This is a genomic window from Micromonospora inyonensis, from assembly GCF_900091415.1.
Taxonomy (GTDB): Bacteria; Actinomycetota; Actinomycetes; order Mycobacteriales; family Micromonosporaceae; genus Micromonospora; species Micromonospora inyonensis.
Genome location: NZ_FMHU01000001.1, coordinates 76099 through 98163, shown reverse-complemented (window position 1 = coordinate 98163; position 22065 = coordinate 76099). Strand labels below are relative to the sequence as shown.

The following is a 22065-nucleotide window of genomic DNA, read 5'->3' as shown; positions in this document are numbered from 1 at the left end:
CCGGCCGTCCCGGGTGGTAGGGGGCGTTCGCGGCGTCGCCTCCCGCCCGCGTCGTTACCGGCGGATCGCCCGGAAATTCCCGGTCGACGCGACGCGCAGGTATCGAGAGGTTGTCATGGAAGCGCTCCCATGCAAGAATCACTGCACTGCGTACGAGGAGCCACACCGCCTAGCCGGAGCGTCGAGGGCAGCCGGTCCCCACCGGACGACGTCGCGGCCGCACCGTCGACCGGCTCGCTCGCCCGCACGGCACCACCGCTGCCCGTCCGGGTCGGGCACCCCCCATCACCCCCGAGGGCCCTTGTGGAACACCGTTTCCCGGGCCTGAAAGCAGCCGGGCCGTTCCGTGGCCCGGTCCCGCCCAAGGAGATCAGTGGCATGAATCTGTGGAGAAGTCTGTCCGCCAGGCGGCGGGCACTGGCGCTGACCGGTGCGAGCGCCCTGGTCGCCGGCGGCCTGGTGACCATTCCGGTCACCGTGGCGCACGCCGCGACCCAGTGCGGCGTCAGCTACACGTCCAGTGACTGGCAGGGCGGGTTCACCGCCTCCATCACCATCAAGAACCTCGGCGACCCGCTGAACGGCTGGGCGCTCGGCTTCGCCTTCCCGGACGCCAACCAGCGGGTGCAGCAGGGTTGGTCGGCGCGCTGGACGCAGTCGGGCCAGAACGTCACCGCGCAGAACGAGTCCTACAACGGTGCGCTCGCCACCGGGGCCACCACGAGCGTCGGCTTCAACGGATCCTGGAGCGGCAGCAACCCGAAGCCGACGTCGTTCACCATCAACGGCACGGCCTGCAACGGCGGGACGCCCCCCACCAGCCCGCCTCCCTCGACGCCGCCGCCGACCACCCCGCCGCCCGGTGGCCCCAAGGTGGACAATCCGTTCGCCGGGGTAAAGGGGTACGTGAATCCGGAGTGGAAGGCCAAGGCGGACGCGGAGCCCGGCGGTAGCCGGATCTCCAACAACCCGACCGCCGTCTGGCTGGACCGGATCGCCGCCATCGAGGGCACCGACGACAGCAGCTCCAACGGTTCGATGTGCGGCACCGTCAAGGCGAACGGCGCGTACGTCAACGGGGTCGGCTACGCACTGGCCAAGCTGGGCGTGCTCGGCAACGTCTACAACTACGTCGACGCCGCCCACCACGGCTGGATCGGCTGGGACAGCAACTTCACCCCCACCGCCAACCAGCTCAAGGAGGCCGCGGTGGCCTCCGGCAGCACGGTGAACAACGTGCACGGCTTCATCGTCAACACGGCGAACTACTCCGCCCTGAGGGAGCCGTACGTCAAGATCACTGACAGTGTGAACGGCCAGACCGTGCGCCAGTCCAAGTGGGTCGACTGGAACCAGTACGTCGACGAGCTCTCCTTCGCCCAGGCGTTCCGCAACGAGCTGGTCCGGGTCGGCTTCGACTCCGGCATCGGCATGCTGATCGACACCTCGCGCAACGGCTGGGGCGGCGCCGCCCGGCCCACCGGTCCGGTGCGACGACCAGTGTGGACACCTACGTCAACGGCGGCCGGGTCGACCGCCGGCTCCACGCCGGCAACTGGTGCAACCAGGCCAGCGCGGGCCTCGGCGAGCGGCCGAAGGTCGCGCCCGAGCCGGGCATCGACGCCTACGTCTGGGTCAAGCCCCCCGGCGAGTCGGACGGCTCCAGCAAGTACACCCCGAACGACGAGGGCAAGGGCTTCGACCAGATGTGCGACCCGACCTACACCGGTAACGCGCGTAACGGCAACAACATGAGCGGTGCGCTGCCCAACGCGCCCATCTCCGGTGCCTGGTTCTCCGCGCAGTTCCAGGAGCTCATGCGCAACGCGTACCCGCCGCTGTCCTGAACCTCCGCGGCCTGTCCGCCGCCCCCAGGTTGTGAGGCGCCTGAGCGGCGGGCCTCCCGGGGCCCCCGGCCCGACCCACGCGGTCGGCCGGGGGCCCCGCCCGTCTGCTCAGGGCACGGTGCGCTCGACCGCCGCCCGGCCGTCCCGCTCCAGGTCGCGCCGGGCCCGTTCGACGTTCTCCGGATCCGGGTCCTGGCCCCGGGCCACCGCCAGGTCCGCCGGATCCCAGGGCTGCTCCCCACCGGTACGGACAGTCGTGCGGCCCACGCCGCTGGTGCCGGCGTACGCGTCGCCGACCAGCTCGTCGGTGCCGCCGCTCCCGGCCGGTGACTCGCCCGGTGCCACGAAGTCCGGAGTCTCGTCGTCCGGGCCACCGCCGGTCACCAGTTGCGGCACCGTCGTCTCGTCGTCCGCCGCGGCGGCCATCTCGGGGCTCTCCTCCAGGGGCCGGTCGGCGTTACGGTCGCGATCGGTCATGGTGCTGCCCTCCTGTCCCCAGGCGCGTTCCCTGATCCCTCCCGCGTACCCCGCAGAGCCCACCCCATGCGCCGTGCCGGGTCGCCCGGCCGAACCGGTGACCGGTCGGGGGTCGGGCTCCCCGGCGGTCAGCGTGCCGGGTCGGAACCGGACTCCGCCGGGGCCTCGGCCGGCCGCAGCCACTGCCACACCAGGAAGACCAACCCGAGCAGGAGCATCCCCAGGCCCGCCCAGAGGTTGATCCGGACCCCCTCGGCCTTCTCGATCGCCGCCCGGTCGTCGAGGAGTCCGGTACCGCCCACGATGAGCCCGTACGCGACGAAGAGCCCACCGATCACCCGGCGGATGTCGAACAGCCGGGCGGCGGCCGACCGGCCGCGTTCCCGCTCGGTCTCGTCCACCAACGGGTCGTGGGCCGTCTGGTCGTCCATGGCGTGCGCCTCCTAGAGGACCGGCAGGTAGAACAGGACGGACAGGAGCAGGGCGATCCCGCCGAGCAGGATCGGCGAGCGGTACCAGGCGGTGTCCCCGACGAGCCCGTCGGCGGTCAGGTCGACCCCGCCGGCGCCGTAGACCAGGCCGCGCAGTTCGTCGTCGCGCTTCGGGCGGGTGAGCGGGGTGACCACGACGGCGACCACGGCCACCGTGACGAACGCGATGCCGGCACCCCAGAAGCTCTCCTCCAGGTCGGAGTCGAACGCCAGCACGCCCCCCTTGTAGAGCAGGTACGTCGCCAGCGAGGCCACCGTGCCGGACAGCAGCGACAGGAAACCGGCGGCCGGGCTCATCCGCTTCCAGAACATGCCGATGATGAAGGTGGCGAAGAGCGGGGCGTTGAAGAGCGAGAAGAGCGCCTGGATGTAGTTCATGATGTTGCTGAAGCCGGCGGCGATGAACGCGGTGCCGATGCCGACCACCACGCCGCCGACGGTGGCGAGCCGCCCGACGCGCAGGTAGTACTCGTCGGAGCGGTCCCGGTGGACGTACGCCTGCCAGATGTCGTAGGTGAAGACGGTGTTGAAGCCGCTGACGTTGGCCGCCATGCCGGCCATGAACGAGGCGATCAGACCGGTCACCGCCACCCCGAGCACGCCGTTGGGGAGCAGGTCCCGCATCAGCAGCGGAATCGCGTTGTTGTACTGGAGGCCGCCGGTCTCCGCGCCGAGCCCCTGCACCGTGACCAGCGCGATCAGGCCGGGGATCACGGTGACCACCGGGATGACCAGCTTCGGGTAGGCGGCGATGATCGGCGTACGCCGGGCGGCGTTCATGTTCCGCGCGGAGAGCGCCCGCTGCACCTCGGCGAAGTTCGTGGTCCAGTACCCGAACGACAGCACGAAACCGAGCCCGAAGACGATCCCGATCCAGTGCGCGCCGAGCGGGTTGGCCGTGCTCCCGGTGTCCGCCCAGGTGTGCAGACCGGCCTCACCCAGCTTCGAGTCGCGGACCGCGTCCATCAGGCCGTCCATGCCCCCCACCTTGACCAGCCCGACGACGGTGATCGGGATCAGCCCGGCGAGGATGACGAAGAACTGGAGCACCTCGTTGTAGATCGCGCCGGAGAGCCCGCCGACGGTGATGTAGGCCAGCACGATCGCTGCGCCGACCACGATCGCCACCCAGAGCGGCCAGCCGAGCAGGGCCTGCATCACCAGGGCCAGCGCGTACAGGTTCACTCCGGCGATGAGCACCTGGGCGACGGCGAAGCTCAGCGCGTTGAGCAGGTGGGTGGGGCGGTTGAACCGCAGCCGAAGGTACTCGGGCACGCTGCGGACCCGCGAGCCGTAGTAGAAGGGCATCATCACGATGCCCAGGAAGACCATCGCCGGCACGGCGCCGATCCAGTAGTAGTGCAGGGTCATCATGCCGTACTGCGCGCCGTTGGCGGCCATCCCGATGATCTCCAGTGCACCGAGGTTGGCCGAGACGAAGGCGAGGCCGGTCACCCAGGCCGGCAGGGAGCGCCCGGAGAGGAAGAAGTCGACGCTGGTGCGGATCGCCCGGCGGGCGGCGAAGCCGACCCCCAGCACGGTGACGAAGTACAGCACGAGGATGCCGTAGTCCAGCACGTCCATGTCGAGTCGCAGGCCGCCACCGTCCATGCCCCCGTCCCCTTCGGTGAGGTTCGATAGGGGCCGGTACTACCCCGGGAATCGTCCTGTTACTCCCCGTGTACACCCGGAACACCCCGACCGGGTCGTGGTCGGGGTGTTCCGGGTGTGGTTCAGCGGCCGAGGACCCGGTCGAGGAAGTCGCGGTACTGGCGTACCGCCTGGCGGAGCTGCTCGGTGTCGACGGAGCCGTCGTCCTGCCAGCCGCCGATCCGGTTCTTCTGTTCCGCCAGGGCTGCGGCGAGCGCGTGGATCGCCTCCTCCACCAGCCCCTGGGCCTGCCCGGCCGCTGCCTTGGGATCGTCGACGAAGCGGAGCTGGACGTCCCGCCAGCGGTCCCGGAAGCCCTGCGCGGTCCCCGGGGCGAGGAGCGTGGCCGGCTCGGCGAGGGCGGACGGGGAGGACCCGGTCGTACCGGCGGCGGTCAGCGTGTCCGGGGTGCCGGTGGGGACGGCCGTCGCCGGGGCGGCGTCCGGGTCCACCAGCGCCGGGTCCGGGCTGCCGTAGCCGGCACCACCGACCACGACGCCGGTGTCGGGGTTCCGCCTGGTCTCCCGGTCCTGCCCGGTCTCCCGGTGGTCGGTCCGGGCCCCGGGCGTCCCGTCCGGGTGCCGCCCGGTCGTCTCGGCCTCGTCGACGGTCTGTTCGCGGTGGTGGCCGTGCAGCAGCGCGGTGGGGTCCGCCCGCCGGCCGGCTCCCCGCTGGCCGACGGCGCCGTCGCCGGGGCGGGCGGTGCGTTCCTCGCGCGGGTCCGGCTCGTCGGCGGGGATCGGGCTGGCCAGCGCCGACGCGGCGACCGCACCGCCGACCGTGGTCGCCCCGAAGGCGGTCGGCACCGGGCCGGGCTGGTGGAAGTCCGCCCTCCGGTCGGCTCCGGCTCCACGCGGGTTCTCCGGGCTCTCCCCGGTCCGGTGGTGGCCCCCGTCCCGCCGCTGGGCGACGGACGGGTCGTCGAAGGTGCCCCGGTCGTCGAGCGCGTCCTCGGGCACCTCGGTCCGCCCGGCGCGGTCCCCGTGCCGGCCGGCGGTGGCGTCCGGCGGCGGCACCGGTACCGGTTCCGAGCGGACCACCTCGGTCTGGTCGGTCTGCTGCTCCTGCTGGCGCATGGCGGCGGCCTCCTCAGCGGCTCGTGACGTCGTGCGGGGTCTCGGTCTCCTCGGCGTGGCGCGGTGCCGGCGGCTGGGCCGCGACCGGCTCGGTGCCGAGCAGGTCGGCGACGAGGGCCCGGTAGTGGACGACGGCCTGCCGCAGTTCCTCGGTGCTGGCCTCGCCGCGCTCGTTGCGCAGGTGGATGTCGTGGGCCTCGCGGTAGCGGGCCAGCGTACGGGCGTGGTCGACGGAGAGGTGCGCGGCCTGCTCGTCGAAGTCCCCGGTCGGGTAGCCGCGCTCGGCGACCAGACGGGAGACCAGCGCGTCGGCGTCGCCGACCGCCTCGGCGGGGGTGTCGACGAAGCGGAGCTGGACCTCCTCCCAGGCGGCGGCGTAACGGGTGCGCGACTCGGGGCTGAGCGGGGTCAGGGTCAACTCGGCGTGCCGCCGCTCACGGGCACGGAGTTCCTTCTCCGCCTCGCTGCGGCTGGCGCGCTCGGCGACGACCCGGTCGTACTCGGGTCCGAACCGCTGGCGCAGCTGCCGACGGCGTCCGGCGACCACGGCCAGCGCGATCCCGGCGGCGATCACGAGTACGACGAGAACGATGACGACTACCTGCGTGGGCGACATGGCCTCCTCCTTCGTCACCTGCTATTCCCGCGTCGACCTGATCGCCAATCCCGATTGCGCCTACTTTCCCGCTGAGGTGGCCGACATGACCGGGCCCGCATGCCGATCTCGAGCGAAAACTTGATCGATTCAAGAGAGCTGGATCGGGTGCGCACCGTGCCGGGCGCGGCCCTCAGGACAGGGCACACCGCGAGGCCCGGCCCGCGTGCCGCCTCTGCCCCCGCGCCGGACGCGCGCCACCCGATCCCGCGCCACCCGATCCCGCGCCGCCCGATCCGGTCCGGGACGCGTCACCGGTCACCCCGTCGCATCACCGGCGGGGTGCCCGCGTACGTTCGTCCACGGTGGACGAGGTCAGGTGGGAACCTGAGCGGACGGAACGGACGGTAGTGCATCAGCGCACGATTACGTATCCTGCCGAAGGCGCTCGTACCGGTGCCCGGTGCGCCGGGCGTCGCTGCCCGGCCGGCTGCCGGCGCCACTCCTGCCACACCGTCCGGGCGAGGTGCTGATGAACTCCCGCGACTGGCCGATCCGCACCAAGCTGACCGCGCTGGTCGTCGTTCCGCTGTCCGCACTGCTGGCACTGTGGATCTTCGCCACCACCCTGGCCCTCGGCCCGGCCCTCGACCTGCTCGCCGCCGGCACCCTGCTGCGGGACCTGGGCCTGCCCGGTGACCGGGTGGTCATCGAGCTGCAACGGGAGCGCCGGCTCTCGGTGGTCCAACTCGCCGCTGGTGGCGAGGTGACCGAGCTGCGCGACCAGCGGGTGCGCACCGACGCGGCGGTGGCCGAGCTGCGGCGCCGGGCCGACGGCAAGGACCTGCGGGACGCCGCCGACGACCTGCTCGACGCCCGTCTCGACCGGCTCCTCACCGCCGTGGAGGCGCTCCCCGCCGGGCGGCGGTTCATCGACCGGCGGCAGATGGACCGGGCCGGCGCGCACGGCCTCTACACCGGGATGCTCACCGCGGCGTTCCAGACCTTCTCCGCCATGGCCGCCGGCCCCGACGACGGCCTCACCCGGCAGGCCCGGGCGCTGGGCTCGCTCGGGCACGCCCGGGAGCTGCTCAGCCAGGCCGACTCGCTGGCCGCCGGGGCGTTCGCCGCCGGCCGGTACGCCCGGGGTGAGCACACCGCGCTGGTGCAGACCATCGGCAACCAGCGGTACGCGACCGCCGTGGCCGTGGACGACCTGCCGGGCGCCAGCCGCAGCGCCTTCCAGCGGCTGGCCGAGGGGGAGGACTTCCTCCGGCTGCGGCGGATGCAGGACGACCTGGTCGCCGCCGATCCGGGCGACCCGCCGTCGGTGGACGCGCGGACCTGGCGGACCACGTACGACGTCGTCCAGCGCCACCTGCGCGACTTCGAACTGGCCGAGGCGGAGGCGCTGACCGAGCGGTCGGTGCCGGCGGCCGTCGGCATCCTCGCCCGGCTCGCCGCCGCCGGGCTGCTCGGACTGGTGGCCGTGGTGGCCTCCCTGGTCGTGGCGTTGCGGGTCGGCCGCTCGCTGATCCGGCGACTCACCGGGGTCCGGACGGCCGCCACCGAGCTGGCCGAGCGGCGACTGCCCGACGTGGTGTCCCGACTGCGCCGGGGCGAGGAGGTCTACGTCGCCCGGGAGGCCCCGCTCCTGGAGTTCGGTACCGACGAGATCGGTCAGGTCGGGCAGGCGTTCGGTGCCGTCCAACGGACCGCGGTCCGGTCCGCCGTCGACGAGGCGGCCCTGCGGCACGGGCTCAACCAGGTCTTCCTCAACATCGCCCGGCGCACCCAGGGCCTGGTGCACCGACAGCTCGCCCTGCTCGACCGGATGGAGCGCCGTACCGAGGACCCGCAGGAGCTGGCCGAGCTGTTCGGGGTCGACCACCTCGCCACCCGGATGCGCCGACACGCCGAGGACCTGGTCATCCTCGCCGGAGCGGCGCCGGGGCGGGGCTGGCGCAACCCGGTGGCCGTGCTGGACGTGGTCCGGGGCGCGATCTCCGAGGTCGAGGCGTACGACCGGGTCGACATCGCCCCGGTGCGGCCCACGGCGGTGGTCGGCCGGGCCGTCGGCGACGTGATGCACCTGCTGGCCGAGCTGATCGAGAACGCCACCGTCTTCTCCGCCCCGGACACCCGGGTGGTGGTCCGCGGTGAACTGCTGCCCAACGGGTACGCCGTCGAGGTCTCCGACCGGGGCCTGGGCATGACCGCCGACGCGATCGAGGAGGCCAACCGCCAGCTGGCCCGGTCCCCGGAGTTCGACCCGGCGGTCAGCGCCCGCCTCGGGCACTTCGTGGTGGCCCGGCTCGCGGCCCGGCACGGCGTCCGGGTGCGGCTGCGCCCCGGTTCGCAGGGCGGAACGACCGCGGTGGTGCTCCTGCCGTCCGACCTGGTGACCACCGAGCCGCCCCGGCCGCCCAGCGACCGCTCCAGCGCCCGGATGGCCAAGGTGACGAAGCTGAGCACACTGCCGCGGCCCCGCTCGGCCCGCTCGGCCCGCTCGGCCCGCAGGCGCACGGAGCCGCCCTCGGTGGTGCCGCTGGCGACGGCGCGACCGGGTCTGGCCGAGGTTCCGGTCGGCCCGGACGGGCTGCCCCGCCGGATCCGGCAGCGGGGCCCGGCCCGGCAGCCGCGCCGTCCGGGCGGCGAGCCGTCGCCGCGCAGCCCGGAGCAGGTACGGGCGGCGATGGCGGCGCTCCAGGCGGGCACCGCCCGGGGGCGACGCGTGGGAACGTACCCGGCGGAGCCCGACGCCCTGCCGTCCACTGCGGTCGACGCCCCCACGGTGCCGGTCGGCCCGACCGTGTCGATGGCGGACCAACCGACCACGGAGCTACCCCGGGTGCGACCCGGCGGAGCGTCCAACGAAACTGTCACCGGAACGGGAAGGGACGGGTAGTGGTGCAACCCACGAGGCAGGCCGCCGATCTCGACTGGCTGCTCGACGAACTGGTGGACCGGGTGCCGGCCGCCCAGCAGGCGGTGGTGCTCTCCGCGGACGGGTTGCTCATGGGCGCCTCCGCCGGACTGGAACGGGACGCGGCCGAGCACTTCTGCGCCATGGCCTCCGGCTTCGCGAGCCTGGCGAAGGGAGCCAGCCGGCACTTCGCGGCCGGGCCGGTGCGCCAGACGGTGGTGGAGATGGAGTCGGCGTACCTCTTCGTCACCACCGCCGGCCAGGGCGCGTGTCTGGCCGTGCTCAGCGACGCCGACACGGACATTGGCCTGGTCGCGTACGAGATGGCGATGCTGGTGACCCGGGTCGGCGAGACGCTCAGCACCCCGTCCCGGGGCTCGACGGTCGTGGCCGATGCGGGCTGAACCGCCGGGGCCCCGGCACGAGTGGCTGGACGACGAGGCCGGCCCGGTCGTCCGCCCGTACGCCGTCACCGGTGGACGCGTGGCCTCGGCCGCCGGTGACTTCGACCTGGTCGCGTTCGTGCTGGCGACCCGGGACACCGACCCGCACGACCACCCCCACCTGCACCCGGAGCACCGCCACCTGGTCGCGCTGGCTGTCGAGCCGGTGTCGGTGGCGGAACTCGCCGCGCACCTCGACCTCGCCGTCGGCGTGGTCCGGGTGCTCCTCGGTGACCTGCTCACCGGCGGACTCGTCACCGTGCACGAGCCGTCGTCCACTGCGTTCCTTCCCGACGACAACATCCTCAAGGCGGTGGCGAATGGACTCCGTGCACTCTGACCGTGACGGATCCGGCCGGCGGGTTCCGTTGGCACTGAAGATCCTGATCGCCGGGGGCTTCGGGGCCGGCAAGACGACCCTGGTGAGTGCGCTGAGCGAGGTCCGTCCGTTGCAGACCGAGGAGGTGCTCACCAACGCCGGGATCGGCACCGACGACACCTCCGGCGTGGAGGGCAAGTCCACCACCACGGTCGCCATGGACTTCGGTCGGATCACCATCAACGAGGACCTCCAGGTCTACCTCTTCGGTACGCCGGGGCAGGACCGGTTCTGGTTCCTCTGGGACGAGCTGGCCTTCGGCGCGCTCGGCGCGGTGGTGCTCGCCGACACCCGGCGGCTGGCCGACTGTTTCCCCTCGGTGGACTACTTCGAGCAGCGGGGCATCCCGTTCGTGGTCGGGGTGAACTGCTTCGACGGCTCCCGCCGGTTCAGTCTGAACTCGGTACGCCACGCGCTGGACCTCGACCCGGACGTGCCGCTGGTGCTCTGCGACGCCCGCGACCGCCAGTCCGGCAAGCTGGTGCTGGTGGCCCTGGTGGAGCACGTCGCCGCGCAGCGGGGCGAGCCGGCGGCCTGACCTCTCCGGCCCGCGGCGGGGGAAAGTCCGGGGCACCGGGTTCACCGTCGGGTGATCGCGGGAAGGCTGGTGGGACCGACTGCGGACGAGAGGAAAGGTGGCGCCGTGACCGACCAGGGGGATGTCGTCCACATCGGCGGCTACACCAGGGAGAGCGACGGCAACGGCGACGGCATCGTCGCCGCCCGGCGGGACCCGCGGACGGGCACGCTGACGCCGCTCGGCACGGTGGCGGTCACCGCGTCGCCGTCGTTCCTGGTCCGGCATCCCACCCTGCCGGTGCTGTACGCGGCGAACGAACTGCCCGAGGGGCAGGTCAGCGCCTGGCGGGTGGCGCCGGACGGCGACCTGACCCCGCTGGGCACCGGCGACACGGGTGGGGCGGAGCCCTGCCATCTGGCGGTCACGCCGGACGGCCGTCACCTGGTGGCCGCCAACTACGGCGGGGGGAGCGTGGCGGTCTTTCCGCTCGACGGCGCGGGGGTGCCGGGCGGGCGGAGCGACCTGGTGGTGCACTCCGGGCACGGCCCGGACCCGCAGCGGCAGGAGGCGGCGCACGCGCACATGGTCTCGCCGGACCCCGACGGCGGGCCGCTGTACGTCGTCGACCTCGGCACCGACTCGGTGTACCGGTACGACCTGGACGTCGCCACCGGTCGGCTGGTGCCTCGCGCGCCCCGGGTGCGGGCCCATGCCGGAACCGGCCCCCGGCACCTGGCCCGCCACCCGGACGGACGCCGGGTCTACCTGGCCGGCGAGCTGGACGGCACGGTCACCGCACTGGACCGGGACGCCGAGGGGGCGCTGCACCAGCGGGGGCGGGTGCCGGCGAGCGGACGGAGCGGTCACGTCCAGCCGGCGGAGGTCGCGGTGGGCCCGCAGGGCCGGTTCCTCTACGTCGCCAACCGGGGCGTCGGCACGCTGGCGGTCTTCGCCCTCGACGGTGCGCTGCCGGAACTCGTCGCCGAGGTGGACACCGGCGGAGAGTGGCCCCGGCACTTCGCCTGGTCCGGGCGGGACCTCTACGTCGCCGATCAGCGGGCCGACATGGTCCGGGCCTTCCGCGTCGACCCGGCCACCGGAGTGCCGGAGCCGGCGGGCGAGCCGGTGCCGGTGCCGAGCCCGAGCTGCGTCCTGCTCTGACGGGTGCCGCTTGTTACTCACGCAGCGTGATGATTCGCGAATAACGGCAGCTCGGGCTCCGGCCGAACGCGCCGCGCTGAGCGGCCGGACCTCCGACGGATGGCTGTGTGCGCGGACCCGGGCGTCCACATCGGAAAGTCCTACTGACGGCATTCCGTCCGTGGCTACCGGGATCGACGGCTGTCGGGGGAAGATGTCCGGGTGCCCTGCGGCACCGGCCACCCGGGAGCCGGTGCGGGCGGGGCGCCATCGACGCTAGTGGGGAGGGTCGTTGACCTCGGCGCTGTTGACCCCCGCCTCGACCTCGGCCGCGTCCGCCGGTGGGCGGCCGACGAGGGCGATCCGAGCTGACGAACGGGCCTACATCCGGACGTTGGTGGTGCTCGACACCGCCATCGTCGCCGTCGCCGTGCTGGTGGGGTACGTCACCCGGTTCGGCGAGTACGAACCGCGCGGCTCGGAGGTCCCGTACGTCCTGGTGGCCCCCGGGTTGATGATCGCCTGGCTGCTCTCCCTGAAGGTCCTGCGCTGCTACGACGAGCGACTCCTGGGCTATGGTGCCGACGAGTACCGCCGGGTCACCTCGGCGAGCCTCCGGCTGGCCGCGACGATCGCCATCACCGGCTACATCGCCGACGTGGGCGTCTCGCGCGGCTTCCTCGCCATCACCCTGGCGGTCGGCACCCTCGGGCTGCTGGTGGCCCGGTTCGCCGCCCGCAAGCGACTGCACCTCGACCGGTGCCGGGGTGCCGGCTGGTCACGGCGGGTGCTGGCGGTGGGGGACACCCCGCACGTGCTGGAGCTCGTGCACACGCTGCGCCGCGAGCCGTACGCCGGCTACCACGTGGTCGGTGCCTGCATCCCGGACGCCCTGCTCGCCCCGGTGCCGCAGCGGCTGGGGGAGGTGCCGGTAATCGGCTCGTTCCGGGGCATCGTGGAGGCGGCCGAGGCCATCGGGGCGGACACCGTGGCGATCACCGCCTCCGCCGAGCTGACCGCGACCCGGCTGCGCCGGCTCGGTTGGCAGCTGGAGGGCACCGGGATCGACATGGTGCTGGCCCCCGCGCTGACCGACGTGGCCGGTCCGCGCATCCACACCCGGCCGGTCGCCGGCCTGCCGCTGATCCACGTGGAGGCCCCCGAGTTCCGGGGGGCCCGCAAGCTGGTCAAGGGACTCGTCGACCGTTCGATCTCCCTCCTCGGGCTGACGCTGCTCGCGCCGCTGCTGGTGCTGATCGCCGTGGCGATCCGGCTGGGCAGCCGGGGCCCGGTGCTGTTCCGGCAGGTCCGGGTCGGGCAGGGCGGACGCGAGTTCGGCGTGTTCAAGTTCCGCACCATGGTGGTCAACGCCGACGTGATGCTCGCCGAGCTGGCGGCCCGCAACGAGACCGACGGGCTGCTGTTCAAGATGCGCGACGACCCCCGGGTGACCCAGGTCGGGCGGTTGCTGCGCAAGTGGTCCCTCGACGAGTTGCCCCAGCTCGCCAACGTGCTGATCGGGGACATGAGCCTGGTGGGCCCGCGCCCGCCGCTCCCCTCCGAGGTGGCCCGTTACGACGGCGACGTCGCCCGCCGGTTGCTGGTCAAGCCGGGCATGACCGGGCTCTGGCAGGTCAGCGGACGCTCGGACCTGAGCTGGGAGGACGGCATCCGCCTCGACCTCTACTACGTGGAGAACTGGTCCCTGGCGGCGGACCTGACCATCATGTGGAAGACCTTCGGCGCGGTCCTGCGCAGCCGCGGGGCGTACTGACCGGTCCCGGCCGGCGTCACGGCTGGGGGCCGGTCCAGTCGAGACACACCACGACCGCGTCGTCGACCAGGTCCCCGGCGACGAAGGCGCGCAGGTCGCCGATGAGCGACCGGACGGCGTCCAGCGGTGCCATCGGGCCGGTCCGGCGCAGGAACCGGGCCAGCGCCGTGTCGCCGTACCGGACCTCCTGCCCGGCGGCTTCGATCACCCCGTCGCTGACCACGAAGAGCCGGTCGTCGTGCTCCAGCCGGAACTGCTGGGACTCGTAGTCGGTCCCGTCGAACATGCCGAGCGGGAACTGTGCCTCCAGCGGCTGTTCGTGCACCTCGCCCCCGCGCAGCAGGACCAGCCGGGGCGATCCCGCGTCGACCACGGTCATCGTCCCGTCACGCAGGTCCAGCTCCAGCAGGAGCACGGAGAGGTGCTGGTCACCGCGGTGCACCGCGTAGATCGCCTGGTCGGCCAGCGCCGCCTGGTCGGCCAGGCACAGCCCGGCCCGCCGGGCGTTGCGCAGCGCGTGCACGGCCAGTGAGGTGAGCATCGAGGCGGCGACGCCCTCACCCGTCCCGTTGATCACCGACAGCCAGAGCCGGGTGCCGTCGTCGGACCAGTCGAAGCTGTCGCCCCGCACCGCGTACGCCGGTTCGAGCTGCCCCGCCAGGCTGAACGAGGGGCGGATCCGGCTGCGCCCGGGCAGCAGCTCCCACTGCATCTCGGCGGCGAGGGTGAGCCGCTGGGTGCGCCGCGCCGTGCGGTAGACGTCGATGCCGGCCGACACGGCGGCCAACTCGTGCCCGAGCACGGTGGCGACCTCGGCGAGCTCGGAGACGACCACCGGGTCCTCCGGCACCGGGGTCAGCTGGAGCACGCCGCGCCGCTCGCCCCGCATGCTCACCGGGAAGTAGCCCGTCCCGGCGGCCAGGACCGGCTCCTGGTGGTCGAAGCAGCGCCAGGCCGGGTGGCCGGGCTCGGTCAGCGACTTCCCCTCGCCCAGCGGCAGCAGCACCGACAACCGGTAGTCCACCTGGAACAACTCGGCGCCGGTGATCCCGTACGACCGGGCCAGCTCGGCGGCGACCCGGTCCAGCAGAAGATCCGCCGGTGCGTCGGTCAGAATCCGTCGTGCCCGGTTGACCGGCTCGCTCATGGTCGCTCCTTCTGACGATCCGCCCACCAGCGGTTCCGGGGTAGTCTCAGGCACACGATGGCCGAAGAACACCGTCCGCTCGGACCAGAAGCGAGTATGGTCGCCGCGCTCGACGATGCGGCGGCCACCCTGCTGTCCGCGTGGGAGGAAACACGGGAGCGGACGACGAACCGGCTCTCCACCGCACAGCTACGGGCGGTCGTCGTGGTGGAGCAGTACGACGGGATCAACCTCCGGCGACTGGCCACGCTCCTGGGGATGCTGCTCTCCTCGGCCAGCCGACTGTGCGACCGGCTGGTCGCCGCCGGCATGTTGGAGCGCGAGCCCGGCCGGTACGACCGTCGGGAGATCTCGCTGCACCTCACTCCGGAGGCCATGCGTCTCCTCGCCGAACTGCGGGCCGAACGGCAGGCGCGCCTGGCCGAGGTGCTCGCCGGGATGAGCCCGGCCGGACGGGAGGCGCTGCGGCGCGGGCTGGCCGAGTTCCAGGAGGTCGCGCGCCGGTCACCGCCGGCCGAGCCGCCCCCGCCCTCGGCCGGACCGCCCGACCCGCGCCGGCCCGGCGACGGGCCGCACCGGCGCCCGACCGGTCCTGCGGAACGGTCCAGCGGTGCGCCCTCCGATCCGGGCCCGGCGTACCAGTCGCCGACCCCGTCCGCGACCCACGAACCGCGTCCGATGATCGATCAGCGCGGACCCTCGTCGGCGTTCCGCGCTCCGGCACCCGGGCCGGGTCCGGCGCGTTCTCCGCTGGTCGCCGTGCCACCCCGGACGCCGCCCACCGCCCGGCCCGCCTGACCACCGGCGAGGCGGACCGTGCCCCGAGGGCCGTCATCCGCCGGGGCCGACGAGGCGCAGGTACCGGATGGCCCGGGGGTGTTCGGCGAGCCCTGTGGCGCAGCCCGCCAGGATCGCGTCGAGCAGGGAGTCACGCGTGCCGAGGGCCTGACGTTGCCACCGGACGAACTCGTCGAGCAGCTCCGGGTCGCCGACCAGGAGCGCGGCGGCGAGCGAGTCCAGCACCTGGGCGGCGGCGTCCGCCACCGGGTCCGCGTCGGCTCCGGCGGGGACAAGGGCGCGGGTGACCCCCTGCACCACCTCACGGCGGCGGCGCAGCACCGCGACGTGCTCGTCGTCGGGCGGAGGCGGTGCCGGCTCACCCGCCGAAGCCAGGTGGCCGTGCCGGTCCAGCAGCTCCACCGCGTCCCGGGCGGAGGCGCCACACGCGGCGGCACCCACCGCCGTGGCCCAACGGCCGCCCGCGCCGAAGCCGGGGCCACCGGCGACGACCGGGACGCCCGTCGCCCGGCACGCCTCGATCATCCGGGCGGCCCGGATCAGCCGGCTCGGCTGCACACAGCTCAACAGCACCGCGTCCGGCCCGGTCTGGTGCAGGTAGCTGACCAGGTGGCGGGGCGGCACGCTGGCACCGAGGAAGGTGACCCGCCAGCCGCTGGCCCGGACCACCTCGGCGACGATCCGCGCGGCCAGCGCGTGCCACTCGCCCTCGACACAGGCCAGCACCACGTGACCGCGTCCGGCCGACCGGCCGGTCCGGCGGCCGACGGCGGCCACCACCTGCTCGCTGACGTGCGTGGCCGCGTGCTCCTGGGCGACGCTCCACCCTCCGGCCAGCCAGCGCCGGCCGATCTCCCGCTGTGCGACGGACACCACGTCCACCAGGACGTCCGCGACCGACCAGCCCCGGTCCAGCAGGTCGAGCACGAGCCGGGTGGCGCCCTCCGGGTCCACCCGGTCCAGGTGGTCGAGGTACGCCCCGACGGCGCCTCCGTCGGCCGCCGCCTCCCCGAGTGCCGTCCCGCCGTCCACGGTCACGGCCGTGCGCCGGGCCGGGTCGACGCCGGGGCGATGGCGAGCATGGCGATGTCGTCCTGGCTCTGCCCGCCCAGCCACTCGTCGACCAGTTGCAGCATCCAGTCGATCATGGCCCGGGGCGGGAGTCCGGCCCCCGAGGCGAGTGCCTGACGCAACCGGGTTTCACCGAACATCTCCAGCACCCCCGGGCCGCCGCGCGCCTCGGTGACCCCGTCGGTGTACGCCAGCAGCAGTTCGCCGGGGGCGAGACGGATCCGCGTCTCGACGAACCGCGCGGCGCTGAGCGCCCCGACCGGCATCCCGCCGACGACGGCCGGGCGGACCGCACCGTCGACCCCGACGACCAGCGGTGACGGGTGCCCGCCCCCGGCGACGCAGAGGCACAGCGCGCCGTCCGGCTCCACCGTCAGGGTGCCGAGCAGCGACGTGGTGAACTGGTTGCGCCGGGCCGCCCCGGGCGCGTCGAACAGGGCCCGGTTGAGTAGCGCCATCAACTCCAGCGGACGCCGTTCGACCAGACGCAGGGTCTGTAGGGACTGGCGTACCCGGCCGGTGAGCACGGCCGCGCCGACGCCTTTGCCGCAGACGTCGCCGAGGGCGAAGGTGCCCCCGTCGGCGGTGGCCGAGACGTCGTAGAAGTCGCCCCCGATCCGTAGGCTGTCGCCGGCCGCCCGGTAGCCACCGGCCAGCGACACGCCGGGGATCTCGGGCAGTTCGGGCGGGAGCAGGCTGGTCTGGAGCACCCGGGCCAGGTGGGTCTGCTCGCCGTGGAGGTCGGCGGTGGCCAGGGCCGCCCCGGCCCGCGCGGCGAACTCCCGGACCACGTTGACGTCGCGCTGGTCGAAGCCGGCCCGGCCCGGCCGGCGCACCAGGACCAACGCCCCGGTCGCGCCGCCCGCCCCGAGCATCGTGGTGACCAGGACCGTGCCGGGGCGGCCGAAGTCCTCCGGCAGCACGCCACCGAGGTCGGCCAGTTCGGCGTCGAGCCACGGACTGGCGTCGGTACGGTCACCGTCGAGCGCCTCGGCGAGTCCCGGCACCGCGCCGGGTAGTCCGGCCGGGCCGTTCCCGGTGACCGGCGCGGGATCGCCGTCGGTGAACCGTACCCAGTGTGGACCGGCGTCGGCCGGAGCCGGCGGCGGCGGACGGTGGACGACCACGGCGGCGTCAGCGAGGTACGGCACGGCCAGCGTGACCGACGTCCGCAGCGTCTGCTCGCGGTGCAGGGAGAGCCCGAGCCGGCTGCCGGCCCGGGCGAGGAACGCGGTGCGGGAGCGCTCGGCGAGCAGCGCGTCGGTGCGGGCCCGCTCCTCGGTGACGTCCCGGACGTACCAGGCGCAGCCGCCGTCCCGGAGCGTGCGACGGACCCCGGCCAGCCGCCGTCCCCGGTGCTCGGCCTCGAAGGTGGTCGCCCCGCCGCCGGCCGCGTCGGCCAGTGCCGGTACGCCGACCAGCGTCAGCTTGCCGCCCCGGGTGACCTCGGGCAGCAGGTCGGCGGCCATCGCGTTGACCAGGGTCACCACGCCCCGCGCGTCGGCGGTGACGACCGCCTCGGCCAGCCCGTCGAGCAGTTCACGGGCGAGGGCGGCGTCGACGGGGACGTCCCGGGGCCGGTCGGCGGAGCGGGGGGCCCGGCCGGCGCCGCTGACCGGACCGGCCTGCCCTCCGCTTCGGGTGGCGGTCACCGTCGGGTGCCGGAAGCCCTGGCGTGCTGACCTCTGCACATGCTGGGGAGGAACTCCTTGCGTCCGGAAAGTTGCTCGACGGCAAGCGTACCGAGCGTGCCGGCCGATCGCCCATCCGCCGACGCGGCATCAGCCGGCACGGGTGAGCCAGGCGGTGGGCCGGGCGACGACCCGGCGTACCACCGATCCCGCCGCGCCCACCGCAGCGGCGTCGCCACCGAGCACCGCCGGGCGGACGGTGACCGGGGACCAGGCGGCGGCGAGCACCCGCCGGGAGACCTCGGCGGTCACCGGGGGGACCAGCCAGCGGGCGAGCGGGGCGTAGGTGCCGCCGAGGACCACGGTGTCCAGGTCGAGCAGGTTCACCACCCCGGCCACCGCCACGCCGAGCGCCGTCCCCGCCCCGGCCAGCGCGGCGAGGGTCGCCGGGTCGCCCCCGGCGGCGAGCCGGGCCAGCCGTACGGCGTCGCCGGCCACGTCCACCCCGGTCAGGCCGGCGGCGGTGAGGATCGCCTCCTGGCCGGCGTACGTCTCCAGGCAGCCTCGCCCACCGCACCGGCAGGGACGACCCTCCGGATGGACCGGGAGATGGCCGATCTCGCCGCTGAACCCGCGGACCCCCCGGTAGAGGGTGCCGTCCAGCACGATGCCCGCGCCGATGCCCACCTCGCCGGAGACGTAGAGGAAGTTGGTGGTCCCCGGGTCGCCGGTGTGCAGTTCGCCCAGGGCGGCCAGGTTGGCCCCGTTCTCCACCACCAGGGTGGGCAGGCCGGGGACCGCCTCGGTCAGCGGGGGATGGGCGGCGAGCAGTGCCGGCACGTCCACCTCCCGCCAGCCCAGGTTCGGCGCGAGCCGGACCACGCCGTCGGCGTCCACCAGGCCGGGTACGGCGAGCGCCGCGCCGGCCAGGGTGAGTCCCTGTCCGTGCGCGTCGGCACGGGCCTGCCGGGCCAGTCCGGCGGCGAGGGCGAGCGTCTCGGCGGGGGAGACCGGGCGCAGGTCGGCCCGGTGCACGGCGCGGTGGCGGACCGCGCCGGCCAGGTCGAGCACGCAGACCGCCAGGTAGTCGACGTTGATCTCCAGGCCGAGGCCGGCGGGACCGTGCCCGGCGAGCAGCAGGCCCCGGGCGGGGCGGCCCGCCCCGCCGCGCGGCGTCGGGTCGACCTCGGTGACCAGCCCGCCGCCGATCAGGTCGTCGACGACGGCGGAGACGGTCGCCCGGGTGAGCCCGGTCGCGGCGGCCAGCTCGGCGCGGGACGGTGGCCGGGGCGCGGCGGCGATCCGTCCGAGCAGCAGGGCGAGGTTGATCTCGCGGAGGCTGGCCTGGCGGACCGCCCCGGCCGGCGCGGTGTCGGCGGGGGTGCTCACGGCCTTGACACTGCCACACCGCGATCAAATAATTCAACCGCTGAACAAATATCCCCGTCCCCCCCCGGAGGTCCGCCATGGCGCCCCGTCCCACCCCCGCCGACAAGTTCTCCTTCGGCCTCTGGACGGTCGGCTGGCAGGGGCGCGACCCGTTCGGCGACGCCACCCGAGGGGAGCTGGACCCGGTCGAGGCGGTGCACCGGCTGGCCGACCTCGGCGCGTACGGGATCACCTTCCACGACGACGACGTCATGCCGTTCGGCGCGGACGCCGCCACCCGCGACCGGCACCTCGCCCGGTTCCGCACGGCCCTGGCCGACAGCGGCCTGGTGGTGCCGATGGTCACCACCAACCTCTTCACCCACCCGGTCTTCAAGGACGGCGGCTTCACCAGCAACGACCGCCAGGTCCGGCGGTACGCGTTGCGCAAGGTGCTGCGCAACGTCGACCTCGCCGCCGAGCTGGGGGCGAAGACCTTCGTCATGTGGGGTGGCCGGGAGGGCGGCGAGTACGACGTCGCCAAGGACGTCCGGGCCGCGCTGGACCGCTACCGGGAGGCCGTCGACCTGCTCACCCAGTACGTCGTCGACTCCGGCTACGACCTGCGCTTCGCCCTCGAACCGAAGCCGAACGAGCCGCGCGGGGACATCCTGCTCCCCACCGTCGGGCACGCGCTGGCCTTCATCTCCACGCTGGCCCACCCCGAGCTGGTCGGCCTCAACCCCGAGGTCGGGCACGAGCAGATGGCCGGGCTGAACTTCGTGCACGGCATCGCCCAGGCGCTCTGGCAGGACAAGCTGTTCCACATCGACCTAAACGGGCAGCGTGGCGTCAAGTACGACCAGGACCTCGTCTTCGGCCACGGCGACCTGCTCAACGCCTTCGCCCTGGTCGACCTGCTCGAACACGGCGGCGTCACCGGTGCCCCCGGCTACGACGGTCCCCGCCACTTCGACTACAAGCCCTCCCGCACCGAGGACGTCACCGGGGTGTGGGCGTCGGCGGAGGCGAACATGCGGACGTACCTGCTGCTCAAGGAGCGGGCGGCGGCGTTCCGGGCCGACCCGGAGGTGGCCGCGGCGCTCGCCGCCAGCCGGGTCGCCGAACTGGCCGAGCCCACCCTCGCCCCCGGCGAGAGCGTCACCGACCTGCTCGCCGATCGCTCCGCCTTCGAGGACCTGGACGTCGACGCGGTGGCCGCGAAGGGCTTCGGCTTCGTCCGACTCAACCAGCTCGCCGTCGAGCACCTGCTCGGCGCGCGCTGAGGCGGCAGCCGATGCCGCTCGTCGCGGGCGTCGACTCCTCGACGCAGTCCTGCAAACTCGTCGTCCGGGACGCGGAGACCGGCGCGCTGATCCGGCAGGCGCGCGCCGGGCACCCGGACGGCACCGAGGTCGACCCGGAAGCCTGGTGGCAGGCCCTCACCGCGGCCGTCGGCACCGCCGGTGGGCTGGGCGACGTGGCCGCCGTCTCGGTCGCCGGGCAGCAGCACGGCATGGTCTGCCTGGACGACACCGGCCGGGTGGTCCGGCCGGCGCTGCTCTGGAACGACACCCGCTCCGCTCGCGCCGCCGCCGACCTGGTCGCCGAGGCCGGGGCGGGGGAGGCGGGCCGGCGGTTCTGGGCCGAGGCGGTCGGCACCGTGCCGGTGGCCAGCCTCACCGTCGCCAAGCTGCGCTGGCTGGCCCGGCACGAGCCGGCCCACGCCGACCGGGTGGCGGCGGTCTGCCTGCCGCACGACTGGCTCACCTGGCGGCTCGGCGGCAGTGGCGACCCGGCCGCCCTGCGGACCGACCGCAGCGACGCCAGCGGCACCGGCTACTGGTCGCCGGCCACCGGACAGTACCGGCCCGACCTGCTGGAACAGGCCCTCGGCCGGCGGCCGCAGCTGCCCGTGGTGCTCGGGCCCGCCGAGTCCGCCGGCACCCTCGGCGCACTGCCCGGGGGCGCGCTGCTCGGGCCCGGCGCGGGAGACAACGCCGCAGCCGCGCTCGGCGTCGGGGCCCGCCCCGGCGACGTGGTCGTGTCCATCGGCACCTCCGGCACCGTGTTCAGCGTCGCCGACACCCCGGCCGCCGACGCCACCGGCACCGTCGCCGGCTTCGCCGACGCCACCGGCCGCTATCTGCCCCTGGTCTGCACGCTCAACGCCGCCCGGGTGCTCGACGCCGCCGCCGCGCTGCTCCGGGTGGATCTGGCCGGCCTGGCCGATTTGGCGCTCTCCGCCCCGCCCGGGGCGGACGGGCTGGTCCTGGTGCCGTACCTGGAGGGGGAACGGACCCCGAACCGACCGGACGCCAGCGGGGCGGTACACGGGCTCACCCTGCGCACCTCCACCGCCGCGCACCTGGCCCGCGCCGCCGTCGAAGGGATGCTCTGCGCGCTCGCCGACGGGCTCGACGCCCTGCTCGCCCAAGGCGCCCGGGTCGACCGGGTCGTCCTGGTCGGCGGGGGCGCGCGGTCGGAGGCCGTCCGCCGGATCGCGCCGCAGGTCTTCGGCTGCCCGGTGCTCGTGCCGCCACCCGGCGAGTACGTCGCCGACGGCGCGGCGCGGCAGGCCGCCTGGGTCGCCCTCGGTGGCGCGGTGGCACCACAGTGGTCGGTCGGCGGGATCGGGGAGTACGCCGCCGACCCGGTCCCGACGATCCGCCAGCGCTACGCCGAGGCGCGGGAACACCATCTCGCGCGCCTCGCTGACGGGTAATCGACTG

General features: G+C 74.2%; 18 protein-coding genes and 1 pseudogene. 10 read left to right on the top strand and 9 right to left on the bottom strand.

Annotation, left to right across the window (positions count from 1 at the left end; all coding sequences use genetic code 11):
* Window positions 1–378 precede the first annotated feature (378 nt).
* Window positions 379–1847 (top strand): annotated as a pseudogene (locus GA0074694_RS00505) (glycoside hydrolase family 6 protein).
* A 108-nt stretch (window positions 1848–1955) separates the two neighbouring features.
* On the opposite strand, the gene GA0074694_RS00500 reads toward GA0074694_RS00505, so the two are convergent.
* From GA0074694_RS00500 to GA0074694_RS00480, 5 genes are all read right to left on the bottom strand, one after another.
* Window positions 1956–2324: a hypothetical protein gene (locus GA0074694_RS00500; RefSeq protein ID WP_091450778.1), complete on the bottom strand. Its 369-nt coding sequence runs from the start codon at window positions 2322–2324 to the stop codon at window positions 1956–1958.
* Window positions 2325–2452: 128 nt separating this feature from the next.
* Window positions 2453–2755, bottom strand: a complete 303-nt coding sequence (locus GA0074694_RS00495; RefSeq protein ID WP_091450776.1) for a hypothetical protein — start codon at window positions 2753–2755, stop codon at window positions 2453–2455.
* A 12-nt stretch (window positions 2756–2767) separates the two neighbouring features.
* A complete protein-coding gene (locus tag GA0074694_RS00490) occupies window positions 2768–4426 on the bottom strand; it encodes a sodium:solute symporter family protein (protein WP_091450773.1) in 1659 nt (552 codons plus the stop codon).
* A gap of 122 nt (window positions 4427–4548) precedes the next feature.
* The gene (locus tag GA0074694_RS34055; RefSeq protein WP_091450771.1) at window positions 4549–5541 is read right to left on the bottom strand and encodes a hypothetical protein; all 993 of its coding nucleotides are present in this window, start codon (window positions 5539–5541) and stop codon (window positions 4549–4551) included.
* Between the two features lie 13 nt (window positions 5542–5554).
* Entirely contained in the window at window positions 5555–6157 is a 603-nt protein-coding gene (locus tag GA0074694_RS00480) for a hypothetical protein (RefSeq protein WP_091450769.1), read from the bottom strand.
* Window positions 6158–6668: 511 nt separating this feature from the next.
* Here GA0074694_RS00480 and GA0074694_RS00475 point away from each other — a divergent pair.
* The 6 genes from GA0074694_RS00475 (at window position 6669) to GA0074694_RS00450 (ending at window position 13318) form a co-directional block, all read left to right on the top strand.
* Window positions 6669–9044 (top strand): sensor histidine kinase, encoded by a 2376-nt coding sequence (locus GA0074694_RS00475; RefSeq protein WP_091458429.1) that lies wholly within the window; start codon window positions 6669–6671, stop codon window positions 9042–9044.
* Window positions 9044–9466: a roadblock/LC7 domain-containing protein gene (locus GA0074694_RS00470; RefSeq protein WP_091450766.1), complete on the top strand. Its 423-nt coding sequence runs from the start codon at window positions 9044–9046 to the stop codon at window positions 9464–9466. Before GA0074694_RS00475 ends, GA0074694_RS00470 begins: the two co-directional genes overlap by 1 nt.
* A complete protein-coding gene (locus tag GA0074694_RS00465) occupies window positions 9456–9845 on the top strand; it encodes a DUF742 domain-containing protein (protein ID WP_091450763.1) in 390 nt (129 codons plus the stop codon). The genes GA0074694_RS00470 and GA0074694_RS00465 overlap by 11 nt, the downstream gene beginning before the upstream one ends.
* Window positions 9826–10422 carry a GTP-binding protein gene (locus tag GA0074694_RS00460; RefSeq protein WP_091450761.1) on the top strand — a complete coding sequence of 199 codons (597 nt, stop codon included), beginning with the start codon at window positions 9826–9828 and terminating at the stop codon, window positions 10420–10422. Before GA0074694_RS00465 ends, GA0074694_RS00460 begins: the two co-directional genes overlap by 20 nt.
* Window positions 10423–10527: 105 nt before the next feature.
* Entirely contained in the window at window positions 10528–11565 is a 1038-nt protein-coding gene (locus GA0074694_RS00455; protein ID WP_091450758.1) for a lactonase family protein, read from the top strand.
* A gap of 283 nt (window positions 11566–11848) precedes the next feature.
* Window positions 11849–13318, top strand: coding sequence for a sugar transferase (locus GA0074694_RS00450; RefSeq protein WP_245714698.1), 1470 nt, complete (start codon window positions 11849–11851; stop codon window positions 13316–13318).
* Window positions 13319–13334: 16 nt separating this feature from the next.
* Here the strand turns inward: GA0074694_RS00450 and GA0074694_RS00445 are convergent, their stop codons facing one another.
* Window positions 13335–14465 carry a PP2C family protein-serine/threonine phosphatase gene (locus GA0074694_RS00445; RefSeq protein ID WP_091450753.1) on the bottom strand — a complete coding sequence of 377 codons (1131 nt, stop codon included), beginning with the start codon at window positions 14463–14465 and terminating at the stop codon, window positions 13335–13337.
* 57 nt (window positions 14466–14522) lie between these two features.
* On the opposite strand from GA0074694_RS00445, the gene GA0074694_RS00440 reads away from it, so the two are divergent.
* Window positions 14523–15263, top strand: coding sequence for a MarR family winged helix-turn-helix transcriptional regulator (locus GA0074694_RS00440; RefSeq protein ID WP_245714492.1), 741 nt, complete (start codon window positions 14523–14525; stop codon window positions 15261–15263).
* 33 nt (window positions 15264–15296) lie between these two features.
* On the opposite strand, the gene GA0074694_RS00435 is transcribed toward GA0074694_RS00440, so the two are convergent.
* From GA0074694_RS00435 to GA0074694_RS00425, 3 genes are all read right to left on the bottom strand, one after another.
* Entirely contained in the window at window positions 15297–16295 is a 999-nt protein-coding gene (locus GA0074694_RS00435) for a cobalamin B12-binding domain-containing protein (protein ID WP_245714491.1), read from the bottom strand.
* A 2-nt stretch (window positions 16296–16297) separates the two neighbouring features.
* On the bottom strand, window positions 16298–17986 hold the full coding sequence (locus GA0074694_RS00430; protein ID WP_176737732.1) for a PP2C family protein-serine/threonine phosphatase: 1689 nt from the start codon (window positions 17984–17986) through the stop codon (window positions 16298–16300).
* Window positions 17987–18115: 129 nt separating this feature from the next.
* Complete coding sequence (locus GA0074694_RS00425; protein ID WP_176737731.1) at window positions 18116–19354, bottom strand: ROK family transcriptional regulator; 1239 nt, start codon at window positions 19352–19354, stop codon at window positions 18116–18118.
* Between the two features lie 77 nt (window positions 19355–19431).
* Between GA0074694_RS00425 and xylA the strand changes: the two genes are divergently transcribed.
* Window positions 19432–20619, top strand: a complete 1188-nt coding sequence (gene xylA, locus GA0074694_RS00420) for a xylose isomerase (RefSeq protein ID WP_091450747.1) — start codon at window positions 19432–19434, stop codon at window positions 20617–20619.
* A gap of 11 nt (window positions 20620–20630) precedes the next feature.
* A complete protein-coding gene (gene xylB, locus GA0074694_RS00415) occupies window positions 20631–22058 on the top strand; it encodes a xylulokinase (protein ID WP_091450745.1) in 1428 nt (475 codons plus the stop codon).
* Window positions 22059–22065 lie beyond the last annotated feature (7 nt).

Coding starts and splice junctions, on each gene's coding strand:
- GA0074694_RS00465 (WP_091450763.1), top strand. CDS start 9,456: ATGCGGGCTGAACCGCCGGGGCCCCGGCACGAGTGGCTGGACGACGAG.
- GA0074694_RS00475 (WP_091458429.1), top strand. CDS start 6,669: ATGAACTCCCGCGACTGGCCGATCCGCACCAAGCTGACCGCGCTGGTC.
- GA0074694_RS00445 (WP_091450753.1), bottom strand. CDS start 14,465: ATGAGCGAGCCGGTCAACCGGGCACGACGGATTCTGACCGACGCACCG.
- GA0074694_RS00460 (WP_091450761.1), top strand. CDS start 9,826: ATGGACTCCGTGCACTCTGACCGTGACGGATCCGGCCGGCGGGTTCCG.
- GA0074694_RS00500 (WP_091450778.1), bottom strand. CDS start 2,324: ATGACCGATCGCGACCGTAACGCCGACCGGCCCCTGGAGGAGAGCCCC.
- GA0074694_RS34055 (WP_091450771.1), bottom strand. CDS start 5,541: ATGCGCCAGCAGGAGCAGCAGACCGACCAGACCGAGGTGGTCCGCTCG.
- GA0074694_RS00495 (WP_091450776.1), bottom strand. CDS start 2,755: ATGGACGACCAGACGGCCCACGACCCGTTGGTGGACGAGACCGAGCGG.
- GA0074694_RS00440 (WP_245714492.1), top strand. CDS start 14,523: ATGGCCGAAGAACACCGTCCGCTCGGACCAGAAGCGAGTATGGTCGCC.
- GA0074694_RS00490 (WP_091450773.1), bottom strand. CDS start 4,426: ATGGACGGTGGCGGCCTGCGACTCGACATGGACGTGCTGGACTACGGC.
- xylB (WP_091450745.1), top strand. CDS start 20,631: ATGCCGCTCGTCGCGGGCGTCGACTCCTCGACGCAGTCCTGCAAACTC.
- GA0074694_RS00480 (WP_091450769.1), bottom strand. CDS start 6,157: ATGTCGCCCACGCAGGTAGTCGTCATCGTTCTCGTCGTACTCGTGATC.
- xylA (WP_091450747.1), top strand. CDS start 19,432: ATGGCGCCCCGTCCCACCCCCGCCGACAAGTTCTCCTTCGGCCTCTGG.